This is a genomic window from Acetobacterium wieringae, assembly GCF_026646375.1.
GTDB classification, from domain to species: Bacteria; Bacillota; Clostridia; order Eubacteriales; family Eubacteriaceae; genus Acetobacterium; species Acetobacterium wieringae_A.
In genome coordinates this window covers 15685-29777 of the sequence record NZ_JAIPPU010000014.1, presented here as the reverse complement: position 1 = coordinate 29777, position 14093 = coordinate 15685, and the positions used below count along the sequence as shown (strand labels likewise).

At 45.5% G+C, this 14093-nt stretch carries 10 protein-coding genes; 5 read left to right on the top strand and 5 right to left on the bottom strand.

Annotation, left to right across the window (positions count from 1 at the left end; genetic code table 11):
* Nucleotides 1-63 precede the first annotated feature (63 nt).
* From Q7P33_RS12885 to Q7P33_RS12865, 5 genes are all read right to left on the bottom strand, one after another.
* Entirely contained in the window at nucleotides 64-1146 is a 1083-nt protein-coding gene (locus Q7P33_RS12885; protein ID WP_303870892.1) for an ABC transporter substrate-binding protein, read from the bottom strand.
* Nucleotides 1147-1259: 113 nt separating this feature from the next.
* Complete coding sequence (locus Q7P33_RS12880; protein WP_303870890.1) at nucleotides 1260-2036, bottom strand: ABC transporter ATP-binding protein; 777 nt, start codon at nucleotides 2034-2036, stop codon at nucleotides 1260-1262.
* On the bottom strand, nucleotides 2033-3046 hold the full coding sequence (locus tag Q7P33_RS12875) for an iron ABC transporter permease (protein WP_303870888.1): 1014 nt from the start codon (nucleotides 3044-3046) through the stop codon (nucleotides 2033-2035). Before Q7P33_RS12875 ends, Q7P33_RS12880 begins: the two co-directional genes overlap by 4 nt.
* Nucleotides 3047-3295: 249 nt before the next feature.
* On the bottom strand, nucleotides 3296-4546 hold the full coding sequence (gene hydF / locus Q7P33_RS12870) for a [FeFe] hydrogenase H-cluster maturation GTPase HydF (protein WP_228878459.1): 1251 nt from the start codon (nucleotides 4544-4546) through the stop codon (nucleotides 3296-3298).
* A 183-nt stretch (nucleotides 4547-4729) separates the two neighbouring features.
* Nucleotides 4730-6124, bottom strand: a complete 1395-nt coding sequence (locus Q7P33_RS12865) for an aspartate ammonia-lyase (protein WP_303870885.1) — start codon at nucleotides 6122-6124, stop codon at nucleotides 4730-4732.
* Nucleotides 6125-6598: 474 nt separating this feature from the next.
* On the opposite strand from Q7P33_RS12865, the gene Q7P33_RS12860 reads away from it, so the two are divergent.
* The 5 genes from Q7P33_RS12860 (at nucleotide 6599) to Q7P33_RS12840 (ending at nucleotide 14008) form a co-directional block, all read left to right on the top strand.
* The gene (locus Q7P33_RS12860; RefSeq protein ID WP_303870883.1) at nucleotides 6599-7396 is read left to right on the top strand and encodes a chemotaxis protein CheW; all 798 of its coding nucleotides are present in this window, start codon (nucleotides 6599-6601) and stop codon (nucleotides 7394-7396) included.
* A 106-nt stretch (nucleotides 7397-7502) separates the two neighbouring features.
* A complete protein-coding gene (locus tag Q7P33_RS12855; protein WP_303870882.1) occupies nucleotides 7503-8639 on the top strand; it encodes a hypothetical protein in 1137 nt (378 codons plus the stop codon).
* A gap of 174 nt (nucleotides 8640-8813) precedes the next feature.
* Complete coding sequence (epsC, locus tag Q7P33_RS12850) at nucleotides 8814-9764, top strand: serine O-acetyltransferase EpsC (RefSeq protein ID WP_303870881.1); 951 nt, start codon at nucleotides 8814-8816, stop codon at nucleotides 9762-9764.
* Between the two features lie 240 nt (nucleotides 9765-10004).
* Nucleotides 10005-11105: an HD domain-containing phosphohydrolase gene (locus tag Q7P33_RS12845; RefSeq protein WP_303870879.1), complete on the top strand. Its 1101-nt coding sequence runs from the start codon at nucleotides 10005-10007 to the stop codon at nucleotides 11103-11105.
* Entirely contained in the window at nucleotides 11102-14008 is a 2907-nt protein-coding gene (locus Q7P33_RS12840; protein WP_303870877.1) for a transporter substrate-binding domain-containing protein, read from the top strand. The genes Q7P33_RS12845 and Q7P33_RS12840 overlap by 4 nt, the downstream gene beginning before the upstream one ends.
* Nucleotides 14009-14093: the final 85 nt, after the last annotated feature.

Here is a 14093-nt window from a genome sequence, read left to right as displayed (position 1 = left end):
AGACGCTAAATTTTTAAAACGGCAAAGCAGCGGGTTGGCTGCTTTGCCGTATTGGTGGTGGAATTATTTAGCTGTTTTACCCAGCGAATTAGCAACCAGTTTGTTATACTGATCCTGGGTTAAATCGGTGTGATAGAACAATTTGTAATATTCAGCGGCTTTTTTATAGCCATCGTATTGAGCCTGATCTGGATATAATAACTGAGTCATCCAGATCATTCCCATCAAACGGTTAACGGATGGTGGGCTACCCATCCAGTTATAGGGGCCATTGGGGACTTCATAATACGTTCCGTTTTTAATCGCTTTAAGATTCTGCCAGGCTTCGTTTGTTGCCACCGTACTATAAGCACTGCCGGGAGCAAAAATAATAACATCCGGATCCCATAGCATCAGTTGTTCCATATCCACCGGGTTGCCGGTGCCTTTACTGGAAATATCATTGACAACCGCCACATTGTTGCTGAGTTTGTCAATCACTTCGGCATGGAAAGATCCTTTGGCCAGCACACTCAGACCATCTTCACCGGTACAGTAGACCAGCTTTGTTTTGCCGTTCTCGCCAACTTTGTCAAGTATTTTTTGGGTATCGGCATTGACTGTTTCGCAGTATTTTGCCAGGACTTCGGCTTCTTCTTCTTTACCAAGCAGTTTCCCTAATGTTCGATAGGCATCGGCCATGGTATCGATGGTTGCTTCAATGTGAACGGTGGGAATGCCGACCTGTTCCTGAATGCCATCCATATCTTCAACGATGGTGGATTTGGATTCGCCAATATCAATGATAATCTGGGGGTCGACCTTGGCAATTTCTTCAAGATTCAAATCACCCTGGCCATAAAACTGGCCTAAAACCGGCAGATCCAGGTATTGGGTGTCAATGTACTCGGCGGCAGTGGCATCCCATTTACTGGAAAGACCCACAAACATTTCTGGAGCTAAAGCAAAAAGGGCGATCTGCGCCAGCGCCCCAGAAGGGACAATTCGGGTGATTTTGGCCGGAACCTCAACCACCCGGCCAGCAGAGTCGGTAAAACTGGTGGTGGCATTCGCTGATGCCGTGCCTGATCCGCTACTGCCACAGGCAGTGGTCAGTGTCATCACCAGACAAACCACCAGTAGTAGTGCTACAAGTTTTTTCTTCATTTCATTTTCTCCTCTTTAGACGTTTATGTTCTTTATATCAAAACCATTGATAATGGTTTAAAGTCAGTGTTAATCAACTCCTGGGGATAACCCGGGAGGGGCTTGTCAGCCAATCAGATGGCGCATTTTGGAATACAGACTCTGACACGGTCATCATAAAGACTGTTGATGGTTACCTCGGCAGCGTAGAGGTTGCGAATCAGCTCTTCGGTAAAAATATCGCCGGGTTGACCCCAGGCGGTGATTTCACCATCTTTCATGGCCATCACCGTGTCGGAGAATAAAAAGGTCTGATCCGGGTTATGGGTCGATTGGATGATCGTATAACCCTCTTGTGCCAGCGATTTCATCTGGTTCAGAACACGGATCTGGTTGCCATAATCCAAATTGGCGGTTGGTTCATCCAGAATCAGAATTTTTGCTTTCTGCACCAGTGCCCGGGCCATCAACACCAGCTGGCGCTCGCCGCCGCTTATTTGGGTATAGCCCCGCTTTTTTAAGTGACTGATCCCCAGCCGTTCCAGAGCCTGTTCCACCAGTTGCAGCTGTTTTTTTCCTGGCCTTGAAATCACTGAGACCTGATGGGTGGTGCCCATCAAGACCATATCAAAGACACTGTAGTTAAAGGACGGATAATGAGATTGGGGGATATAGGCAACAGATTTGGCAATATCCATAATGCTCATGGTATTGAGGTTTTTACCATGAAGGCGTATTTGGCCGGAATACCCTTTTTGTAACCCCAGCATGCAGCGAAAAAGGGTGCTTTTGCCGACGCCGTTGGCACCCAGAATCGACAACAACTGATTCTTTTGTGCGGAAAAACTGACGTGCTTGAGAATCAGGCGGTCGCCATAACTGAAGCTGAGATTTGCTACTTCAATACTCAATAGATTTCCTCCGTTCTGGTAATTAGATAGATGAAAAAGGGCGCACCTATAAAAGCGGTTAAGATCCCCAGGGGGATCTCGGTGGTGAACAGATTTCGGGATACATCATCCACAAGCAACAGAAAGATGGCACCAAACAGCATCGTGGCAGGCATCAGATGATTAAAATTATTCCCCACCAGTTTTCTGGTCAAGTGGGGAATGACTAAACCAACCCATCCAATCATACCGCTGACCGATACGCTGGCAGCAGTAACAAGAGTGGCGCAGATAATGACGATTAAACGAATCTGGTTTGAATTAACCCCCATGGTGCGGGCTTCATCATCCCCCATGGTCAGGACATTCATTCGCCATCTTAACAATAATAACGGGATTAGGCCAAGTGCCATGGGAATCAGGACAAAGGTGACTTCACTGATTTTGGCACCGTTTAAGCTACCCATCAGCCAGTAGGTGATGGCAGGGAGTTGATCGTTGGGATCGGCAATGAGTTTGATAAAGGAGGTGCCAGCCGAGAACAGCGAACTGATCATAATACCGGACAAAATGAGCGCTAAAATATTTTTGCCCTTGGCTTTTTTGCTGATTAGATAGACCAGGGCTACGGTTAGCAGACTGAATCCAAAGGCTGAGATTGTGATCATGAAGCTGCTGCTGTAATGAAGGATTGCCAGAGCAGCACCAAAAGCGGCGCCAGCAGAGGCCCCGAGAATATCGGGAGCAGCCATTGGATTCTGAAAAACGCCCTGATAAGCGGCACCAGCAGCCGAGAGACAACAACCGACCAGACAGGCCAATGCGATTCGGGGTAAGCGGACATTGAATAGGACGGTTTCAATTTTTGCAGCCCAAAAGGGTTCAATGGGAATAAGCTTTGAAAAGAGAATGCCCATCAGCTCATTGGTATAAATCGGGTAACGACCAATCCAGAAGGAAACGATAATTGTAAGAATCAGAATGATGCCCAGACTGAGGATGATTAAAGTATTTCGGTTAAACTGTTTCAATACCGGCTCCTTGATAAGTTTTGATTTATTTTGTTTAGTCTTTTTTTATTATGTTTGATCATTTTTGTTTATTGTACAATAAAGTCCTACTCGGTGTCAAACGGACTTTCCGAATATTCAAGTCGCAAAAAGAACGAATCTTTATTGATCCAAGTTAATGTGATCATTTAAATAAATCGGTGAGAACGGCCAGGAAAGCAAAAAAATAGACCCGCTAACGGATCTATTTACAAAAGATATTTTAGGGCGTTAATTCAGTTGATTTTCTTCCAAAGCCAGCTTGGCCGCTGGGAAGGGTTCCAGGGCTCGGCTTAAGATCCCCTGGACATAGGCGATCAGCATCCCGTAGTTGGTGATGTAAACCCCTTTTTGTCGGGCGGTGTGAACCCGGTACTGCATTTCCCGGCGGTTGAGCATACAGCCGCCACAATGGACAATCACCGCATACTCGCCAATATCCTTGGGATAATGCGCTCCGGAAGCCCAGTGAAAGTCAATATCGCAACCGGCGATCTGGCGGATCCAACGGGGGATTTTAACCTTGCCGATATCATCGGCCTGGCGGTGATGGGTACAGCCTTCAACAATCAGCACCTTGTCACCGGGGGCCAGCTGCTCAATCCGTTTAATCCCCCGAACCATTTCGGCCAGATCAGTTTTTTGTCGGGCAAACAGGATCGAAAAGGAGGTCAGCGGAATATCAGCAGGGGTGTCGGCCGAGACCTTCAGGAAGGCCTGGGAGTCGGTGATGACAATGGCGGGCGGTTTGTTCAGGCTTTCCAGCGTGTGTTTCAGTTCATGCTCTTTGGTGATCATCGCCACCGCATCCTTTTCGAGGATGTCCCGGATGGTTTGCTGCTGGGGCAGAATCAACCGGCCCTTGGGGGCCGATTTGTCGATCGGGGTCACCAGTACCACCATATCTCCGGAATCGATCAGATCACCGACCAGGGCTGGTTCGACATCTTCGTAATTGGCGTGGTCAATGATCATTTGCTTAACGGCTTTAATCCCGGTGCCATTATAAACACTGGTAAAGGATAAGGGGATTTTAAGCGATTTCTTTAGCGCTTCGATCTCTTCCGGCGCCGGACAGCCCTTGTCGGCCTTGTTGAGTACAAAAACGCTGGGAATCTTGCGTTTGATCAGTTGATCGATGAATTCTTCTTCAAAGTCAGTGATGCCGGTTTCAATATCTGCCACGACAATGGCAAAATGACATTTTCTTAGCACCTCATAGGTTTTTTCGATCCGCAGTAGTCCCAGTTCACCGGTATCATCCAGACCGGCGGTGTCAATAAAGACCACCGGGCCGATGGGCAGCAGCTCCATGGTTTTATAAACCGGATCGGTGGTGGTTCCGGCGACATCCGAAATAACTGCCACTGACTGATCGGTCAGTGCGTTAATCAAAGAAGATTTACCGGCATTTCGTTTGCCAAAGAGTCCAATCGCCATCCGGCTGGACATCGGGGTTTCATTCATACTATTGAGATTCATAATTTCCTTCCTTTCGATCGGAGAGTTTTTTAGGTAATTGCGTCATGAAAAACATCGACCAATGATTGCTTTGAGTGCAGTTTCCACAACAAGAAGAAATCGCGATGCGAATTTCTTCTGGTTTTTCGTGCGAAACTGGGCGCAAAGCTCACGGCAGTTTTGCAATTAGCTAAGAGATTTTGATCAGTGTTTTTTATCCATGCTGGGTGAGGTCAGCCGTTCCGGTTTTAATACCGCATCGAGCTCCGAAACGGTCATCCATTTTTTTTCGAGAATGATATCCCGGATCGGCTTTCCGGTTTCTTTTAAAATCAGAGCCGCTTCGGTGCCCTTATCATAGCCGATGATGGCAGTCAGAGCGGTGAGCATGACGGTGCTATTTTCCAGATGTTCCCGACAGGTCTGTTCGTTGGCGGTGATTCCCTCAATACAGCGCTTGCTAAACAACGGAAGCGCATGACGGAGGAGATCCAGTTCTTCAAACAGGTTTTTCGCAATTACCGGTAAAAAGGCATTCAGTTCCAACTGTCCGGACATGGCCGCCAGGGTGATGGCGGTGTCATTGGCAATAATCTGAAAGGCGACCTGATTGACCGCCTCAGGGATCACCGGATTGACCTTGCCAGGCATAATTGAAGATCCGGCCTGAACCCCCGGCAGGGTGATTTCGCCTAGTCCGGTGTAGGGCCCGGAAGAAAGCAGCCGCAGATCATTGGCGATCTTGGAGAGATTGACGGCGGCTGTTTTTAACAGTCCGGAGACTTCCACAAAGACATCGCAGTTCTGGGTCGGATCCATCATGTAATCGGTTCGGGCCAGGCTGATGCCGGTGAGATCCCGGAGTTTTTCAATCATTGTAAAGATATAGGCCCGGGGGGCATTGAGGCCGGTGCCCACCGCAGTGCCGCCGATGTTGACCTGCCGGAGCCGTTCTTCAGCCTTGTAAAGCCGCCAGCGATCCCGGGAAATAGCCTGAGCCCAGGCGCCAAACTCCTGGCCCAGGGTTACCGGTACGGCATCCTGAAGCTGGGTTCGCCCGGCTTTGATGATCCGGGAAAAGGCTTCTTCCTGTTCCTGGAGGGCCGACTGCAGATTGGCAAAGGACTCGGTCACCGGTTTTAACAGCCGGATGGCAGCAATCCGCACCGCTGTCGGAAAGACATCATTGGTTGACTGGTGGAGATTGACGTGATCAAGCGGATGAATCAGGTGGTAATCCCCTTTTTGTCCGCCCAGGCGTTCAATGGCCCGGTTGGCAATCACCTCGTTGACATTCATATTGGCCGAGGTACCGGCGCCGCCCTGAAGACAATCCACCACAAACTGGTTACTCAGGGATCCTGCCAGGATCTCATCACAGGCGGCGATGATGGCTTCGCCTTTGTCTGGAGCCAGGGCGCCAATGCTTAGATTGGTCAGCGCTGCCGCTTTCTTGATAACCACCAGGGCGGCCACCAATTCGTTGTGAATGGGTGTGCCAGTCAAATAAAAATTTTCACGGGCCCGCACCGTATGAATACCATAATAGGCATTCGTCGGTACTTCCCGTGATCCTAATAAATCATGTTCAATTCGCATGTTTTCCCTCTTTTCCACTACAATACAAAAAAGCTCTCCTTCCGAAAAATAGGCGGAAAGAGAGCGCAATTGCATCAGGATGTTTTAAAAATAAAGCAAACACGTGCATTATCAATAAACTTGCCAATTTCGCACCTTTCCGGTCAGAAAAAATCTTTTCGGTCAGGATAATAGCAACACTTTAACGTTTTCAGTTTAATAAGGCAATCTTAGCATTGTTTGATGGGTTTGTCAAAGTTGGGTTAGGATATTATTTTGCCAAAATGGTCTGATTTGATTGTTAATTCAACCAGATGGGATGATAATAGAGTAATAAGAAAATAAAAGCAGAAGAATTAACGGGAATTATATATGTGAATTAACAAACTTTTTTCTTGACTAATTAAACCGGTTTAATTAACATAGAATTTAATTAGTTTATAATGATTATTTGATAAAAAAGAATAAAGCATACAAAAAATCAGGAGGTCAGCAATGAGTGAATTAGAAACCGCATACCCATGGGCATTGTTTAATCTGGAGCAAGGTGTCTATGGTGTTTGCAGTCAGTCCATTAAATCCATTTTTAAAATCGAAAATTTAATAAAGATGCCAGGAATGCCCACCTATATGCGGGGTGCAGTGAATATGCGGGGAAAAATTGTGCCGATTATCGATACCCGAAAATTTTATGGGTTTCAGTCGGTAGCAGAGGAAATTAACGAATTAACAAAACTGTTGGAACAGCGAAAACAGGATCATATCAATTGGATCAGAGAACTGGAAGACTCGGTCGTCGAAAACCGGGAGTTTAAACTAACAACAGATCCCCACGCCTGTGCCTTTGGAAAATGGTATGATAATTTTGAAACCAATGATCACACGCTGGAATATCTTTTGCGAAAATTTGATGCGCCCCACAAGCGGATTCATGCTGTCGGCGTTGAGGTTAGAAAACTAGTTGACCAGGGTGATCGGGAAAAGGCATTTGCGGTAATTAGTAAAGCAAAAAATAACGAGTTAATTCAAATGATCAAACTGTTTGATACATTGGTGAACGATTTTACGGAATTCAAGCGGGAATTGGCGATTGTATTGGAAGATCCAAAACAAAATCTGGAAATTGGCCTTACGGTGGATCGGGTTATTGCGATAGAACCGATCCTGGAAGATCGGGAAAATTCCCTCGATTCAGTAACGCATAAGTCCCATGAGAGCCTTGGTCTGGGAAAACGCTCGAAAGATCAAACACCGGTCTTTATTATTGATCATAACTATTTTTTTAATTTATAACAAAATTATTATTTCGGAAGCGGTTCTATGACAGGATAATTGAAACGATGTGATTTTATAAAAAAAACGGGTAAATACTCCATAAACCAGAGAGGAGGATTTGTAGATGAATTATCAAATCGTTAAAGAATTTCCCCATCCGATGATGGAAAAAGGAAAGAGGCCGGTGATCTCCATTTATGTGGATACTCATATCAAGAAACCGGATCGTCTGGAAAATCCCATCCGTTTTAAGAATCTCGTCAAAGAAGCCCAGGCTTCTTTAAAAGACAAAGAATTCAAAGGTTTTAAAGATCTGTTTTCGCTGTTTAAAGAAATGGAGGAAGATGCTTTATTCTGGGAGGGTGCCACCGAAAGTATGGCCATTCTGGGGGATGAGGAAGAATGCATTGTTTATAAGCTGCCGGTGAACGTCAAAAGTCTGGCGATTGTGTCAGACAGTTTTTATATAAAACCCCTGCTACGAAGTTTTCAGTCCAACGGCCACTATCATGTACTGGGGTTGAATCGGGATAATTTTATTTTGTTTGAAGCTGACCGTTGCGGCCTTACAGAAATTCCGGTGGATGCCAGTGATGCCACCATGGAAGGCGTGCTGGGAACTGAAAAAACCGCCCCCCATCTGTCCGTGGCCAGCATTGGTGGTGATCAATCGATGTATCACGGTCATGGTGGTGCCAAGGATGAGAAGAAGGTGGATCAGGAAAAGTTCTTCCGTCATGTTGATACCTTTGTGCTGGAAAAGTATTCCAAAAAACAAAAAATACCTTTGATTCTCGTCAGTCCCGACGAACACCAGGGTGAATTTCGAAAACTGTCAAAAAATAATTTCCTGATCGATGATGGGATCAAAATTGATGGTGACGCTTTGGATAAGAAGAGCCTTTATGAAAAGGTTCAGGATGTGATGGAGGAACTGTTTAAAAAAGAATTGAAAGACCGGATGGCCACCTTTTCTGAAGCCCACGCCAAGGATTTAGGCTCGGATGATGTGGTACAAATTGGCCGAGCCATTGCCGAAGGCAAGGTCGCCAGTCTCTATCTGGAAGAAAATACGGTTCATCCTGGCCGCTTTGATCCCCAGATGGGTATCGTTGTGCAAGGTGAAATTACCGACCCACGAGTCGGTGATGTCTATGATGATATGGCTGAGGTGGTGCTGAGCCGGGGTGGTGAGGTGCTGATTCTTAAAAAAGATGAGATGCCCACCGAAAGGGATCTGGCAGCTGTGTATCGATACTGATAGCCTGATTATAACAACAAATAAATGAAGGATTAACTCCTAGTATTTAAAGGGGTTAATCCTTATTATTTTTCCGGATTAAGTTGGATTTTGTAGTATAATAGAAAAAACTTTTGTAAGAACAGAAATTAAATGGTTGATGTGTAAAAATAAGCGAAAGTGAAAGGAAATACCATGAGTAACGAGTATAAAGCAAAAATAGGCAATTTGGTTGATAACATTTCAGAAAGTTATCGAAAGGAGTGCTATATTGCACCGCATGATTTAGGATTTTTACCAAACCGTACCGTCATCATTGATACCACTAAAGCTTTGCGCCAGCTTGTTTTCCCCAGCTATTTCGGGAAAACCAATTTTCGCAGAGAAATTCAGGATTATCATATCGGCGAGTTATTGGTCTGTATTATTGAGACCTTAACCAAACAGATTACCCTGGCTTTGAAACATCAGGCCAGCCGCAAGGAAAATTTGGGTGAGGAATATTATCATCAGGAAGCGTTACGAATCTGCTATGAATTCATGAACCGAATTCCTCAGATCCGGGAGTTTTTAGCGACCGATGTCATTGCTGCCTTTGACGGCGATCCTGCGGCAAAGAGTAAGGATGAAATTATTTTTTGTTATCCCGGTGTTTTTGCGATCAGCATTCACCGCCTGGCACACGAGTTATACAAACTTTCAGTTCCATTGATCCCCCGAATTATGAGCGAATATGCCCATAACATTACCGGGATCGATATTCATCCTGGTGCGACCATTGGTAAATATTTCTTCATCGATCATGGTACTGGCGTAGTTATTGGAGAGACTGCGATCATTGGGGAACACGTAAAAATTTATCAGGGTGTTACGTTGGGGGCTTTGTCCACCCGGGGTGGTCAGAAACTCCGAGGCGTGCGGCGACACCCGTGTCTGGAAGATGAGGTTACCGTTTATTCCGGGGCTTCAATTTTAGGTGGCGATACGGTTGTCGGAAAGGGCGTTGTCATTGGTAGTAATGTATTTATCACAAAATCAGTACCGGAAGGAACAAAAGTCAGTATAAAAACCCCGGAACTGCTTTATTCCGGTCATGAAACCAAAGAAGCTATGATGGAAGCCTTTGACCAAGACCATAGAAAGTGAGATAAACGGGAGAAGACCTTATCAAAGCGATCATTTTTCTGTAAATTGATAAAGGGAGACGTCCCATGAGTTCTGGTATTTCGACGGGGTTTATACTATTTTTGTACGGTTGTTTAAAATGTGGTGTTAAGGGTAAAATAACATTGTTAGTTTGAGCTGAATTTAACGCTGAAAAGTAAGCGAAGCGTGAACGAATAAAATAGTTGCTAAGAAATCAATAATAAAAGCTTAGGGGGAATAATGAGCACAAAGATATTGATTGTGGATGATTCGACCACAGATCGGTTGATTATCAGTACCATGTTAGCGGATTATCAGACGCTGACAGCCTGTGATGGGTTGGATGCCATGGAATTAATTGCCAAAAATCCAGATATTGATTTGGTCATTCTTGATTTGAACATGCCCAGAATGAATGGATTTGAAGTGTTGGAAGCACTGCAGAAGGATCCGGAATACCGCAAGATTCGTACTATTATTTTGACCAATTATGATGAAATTGACAATGAGGTCAAAGGCCTGGAATTAGGAGCGGTGGATTATATCCGAAAGCCCCTAAATCTTCAATCGTTGTTGATCCGGATTAATATTCATATCAAATTAAAGCGGATTCAGAAAATGATCGAACTGGATAATGAACGGTTGGATGCCATGGTGTTAAAGAAAACCAGAGAGGTGGCAGCCACCCGGGATATCACCATCCAGGCGTTGGTCGGGCTGTTGGAAGTTCGCAATGTCGAATCGTCCAAACATACCATCCGCACCCAATTAATTATGAAAATTCTTTGTGACCATTTAAGGGAAAAGCCTAAATATCAGGATATCCTTCGTGATAACTATGTCAAAGAGCTGGTGACCACCACCCCGCTTCATGATATTGGCAAGGTAGGCATTCCCGATAATATTTTATTAAAACCGGGAAGACTCACGGAGGATGAATTCACAATCATGAAAAAACATGTGGATTATGGGGTCAATGCGCTGCAAAATGAAATTTACTGTGATGAGGATGTCCCCAGCTTTATCAAAACGGCCATGGAAATTGTCGGTGCCCATCATGAAAAATTTGATGGCAGCGGTTATCCCCGGGGGTTAGCGGGAACAGAAATTCCGTTGCCGGGACGTCTGATGGCGATCATCGATGTTTATGATGCGCTGACCAGCAAACGGGTTTATAAACCGGCCTATGACTATGACTATAGCATCAATCTGATCAGAAGCGAAAGCGGCAAACATTTTGATCCGGATATTGTGACGGGGTTCCTGGAAATCCAGGAAAAAGTAATTGAGATTTCCCGTAAATTCATTCAGGACTCCGATGATACGGCGGTCTGGTCATGAAGCGATCGGCCAGGGTAATCGTGATAGTGATCATAATTCTGGGGTGGCCCTCTTTTTGTTATGCCCGAGATGACACCATTAACTGGACCCCCGAAGAACTGGCGTTTATGGAAGAGCACCCGGTGATTCGTCTGGGGGTCGATCCCAAGTTTGTTCCCTTTGAGTTTTTTGATAAAGATGGCACCTATCAGGGCATTACCTCGGACTATCTGGAAATAATCAGTGAAAAAACCGGCTTGGAGATGGTGGTAACCCCCGGGCTGACCTGGACCGAAGCGTATGAAAAAGCCCTTCGTGGCGAGGTCGATATGCTTCCGGCGGTTTCCAAAACCCCGGCCCGGGAACAATATTTTTTATTTTCAGAACCCTACTATTATTTTAAGCGGGTCATTGTGGTACGGGATTCCACCCAGGGAATCAGCAGTATCGAAGATCTGTTCGGCCAAACCGTGGCGGTTCAAAAAAACAGTTCCCATCACAGTTATCTTGCGGACTATCCGCAGATTAACCTGAGTTTGTATGACTCAGTGGAAGCCGCCTTAACGGCTGTTGCCAATGGCAGCGAAACGGCTTTTGTGGGAAATCTGGCGACCACCAATTATCTGATCAATTCAACGGGCCTGACCAATCTGAAGTATGTTGCCTTTGAAGCCGAAAAACAGCAGGGCCTGTATTTTGCGGTACGCAACGATTGGCCGGTTTTGATTGGCATTATTAATAAAACCCTGGCTACGATCACCCCGGAAGAGCGGATTGAAATTAACAGCAAGTGGGTTGGGGCCGATGTGGAGCTGGATTATGGTCCGGTTTATCAGGTGGTTATGGTGATCAGTGGGGGGATTATTCTGATCTGGCTGGTGTCTATTTACTGGATTTTACGGCTCCGAAAGGAGATTGACACGCGCAAGAAAATTCAGAGTGATCTGGAAATCGCCCGGCAGGAAGCTGAGGCCGCCAACACGATTAAATCCAGTTTTTTGGCCCGAATGTCCCATGAAATCCGGACGCCCCTTAATGCCATTACCGGGATGGCCTATCTGGTTAAAAAAACTCAGGTAACCCTGACTCAGAAGATGTACCTGGATCGGATCACTCAGTCGGCGAATACGATGCTGAGCATTATTAACGACATTCTTGATTTTTCTAAAATTGAAGCCGGAAAAATCGAGTTGGAGCGGGTTTCTTTTAATCTGGATCAGGTGATTCAGGAGGTAATTAACATCGTATCCTATAAAATCGAAGAACAGCGGATCGGTTTTAAACTGACCAAGGATCCCAAAATCCCAAATTGCTATTTCGGTGATGCTAAACGGATTGAGCAGATTTTACTGAACCTGATAAATAATGCCACCAAATTTACCACCGCTGGAGAAGTCTCCCTTGATATCCGGCTGGTGGCCCGGGAATCAAATTACTATCATCTGGCTTTTACTGTCAGGGATACCGGCATCGGGATGACCGATGAGCAGATAAAAAATCTTTTCGAACCCTTTGCTCAGGGTGATGCCAGCATTAACCGCCGCTTTGGTGGGACCGGACTGGGACTTTCGATTGTCAAAAGTCTGGTGGAAATGATGAAGGGCAAGATTGAAGTTTACAGCACTGCAGGCGAAGGATCAACCTTTATTGTCGAATTGTCACTGGAAAAAGATCAGCAGAACGAACAGGAATATCAGCAGCAGGTATCCGCACTTTATTTTAATGATATCAAGACTCTAGTACTGGAAAAAACCGGGTCAAATATGAATATTATTGACAGTTATCTCGGGGCTTTTGGAATGCACTGCGAGCTGACCACCTCGTCGGTCAGTGCCATCAACATGCTGGAACTGGAAAATGGCAAATTTACGGAGCCCTTTGATCTGCTGATTCTGGATTACGATACGCCAAGTGGTGGGGGTTTTAAATTTGTCGAAATGATTCAGGAAAACAAGAAAATCCTCAAAAAGCCGAAGGTCATTATGCTGTTGCCAATGATGCGGGAGGACTTGTTTGACCAACTTGATACCCAGGGGGTGGACATTGGCATTGGTAAACCGATCATCCCCTCAGTTTTATACAATGGGATTCTGGAGATTTTTAGAACGAAAGCAATTGTCGCCAATCAGGCGTTTAAGCAGGAAACGTTGAATAAGGCTATCCTGGATAGTAATTATGGAATCCTGGTGGTGGAAGACAATAAAACCAATCAGCTGATTGCGAAATCCCTGTTGGAACCAGTGGGTTTCCGGGTTTGGCTGGGCAATGACGGACAGGAGGGGATCGATCTGTTTACGGCGCACCGCAGTGAGATTGATTTAATCCTGATGGATTTGCACATGCCGGTGCTTAATGGCTATGAAGCGGCGGAGCAAATCAGAACGCTCTCGGCGGATATTCCAATTGTCGCCATGACGGCTGATGTGATTGAGGGAGTCAAGGAAAAATGTGAATCCTGTGGAATTCATCACTACATCAGCAAACCCTTTGATCCTGAGCAATTTGTGGAAACCATCAGTAAAATTGTCAGTGTCGAAACAGCGACAAAAAAAGAGTCCGAACACCCGGGTAGTGATCAGAATAGCGAAATGGCGGTTATGGTTCTTGATCGGGCAGAGGGACTCCGATATATGGGGAACAATCAGGCGCTCTATCAGGAGGTTCTGGCGGCCTACTTCACTGAAAATCAGGATGTGGTTGAAAAACTGGCGCTCACTATTAAAAATCGGCGCTATCAGGAAGCTGCCCAGACGGTTCATAAGGTTAAAAGCAGTTCTGGCAGTATCGGCGCCAAGAAACTTTTTGAAGTGGCCAAGGTGTTGCAAAAAGCTCTGGAAACCGGTGATGAAAAGGAAATAGCCAGCCTTCATCCGCTATTTTCTGAGGCCATGAAACAACTATTGACAACCATAAAAAGCGGTTAGGAACAATGTGGTTAAAGAATGAATCGCAGGAACGATAAGGGTTATGGATAAACAATTTTGTCCAATTCATGCCGGGATTTTGTAG

Excerpts from the sequence above, each read along its gene's own strand:
- epsC (WP_303870881.1), top strand. The coding sequence starts at position 8,814 with ATGAGTAACGAGTATAAAGCAAAAATAGGCAATTTGGTTGATAACATT.
- Q7P33_RS12840 (WP_303870877.1), top strand. The coding sequence starts at position 11,102 with ATGAAGCGATCGGCCAGGGTAATCGTGATAGTGATCATAATTCTGGGG.
- Q7P33_RS12855 (WP_303870882.1), top strand. The coding sequence starts at position 7,503 with ATGAATTATCAAATCGTTAAAGAATTTCCCCATCCGATGATGGAAAAA.
- Q7P33_RS12860 (WP_303870883.1), top strand. The coding sequence starts at position 6,599 with ATGAGTGAATTAGAAACCGCATACCCATGGGCATTGTTTAATCTGGAG.
- hydF (WP_228878459.1), bottom strand. The coding sequence starts at position 4,546 with ATGAATCTCAATAGTATGAATGAAACCCCGATGTCCAGCCGGATGGCG.
- Q7P33_RS12885 (WP_303870892.1), bottom strand. The coding sequence starts at position 1,146 with ATGAAGAAAAAACTTGTAGCACTACTACTGGTGGTTTGTCTGGTGATG.
- Q7P33_RS12865 (WP_303870885.1), bottom strand. The coding sequence starts at position 6,124 with ATGCGAATTGAACATGATTTATTAGGATCACGGGAAGTACCGACGAAT.
- Q7P33_RS12845 (WP_303870879.1), top strand. The coding sequence starts at position 10,005 with ATGAGCACAAAGATATTGATTGTGGATGATTCGACCACAGATCGGTTG.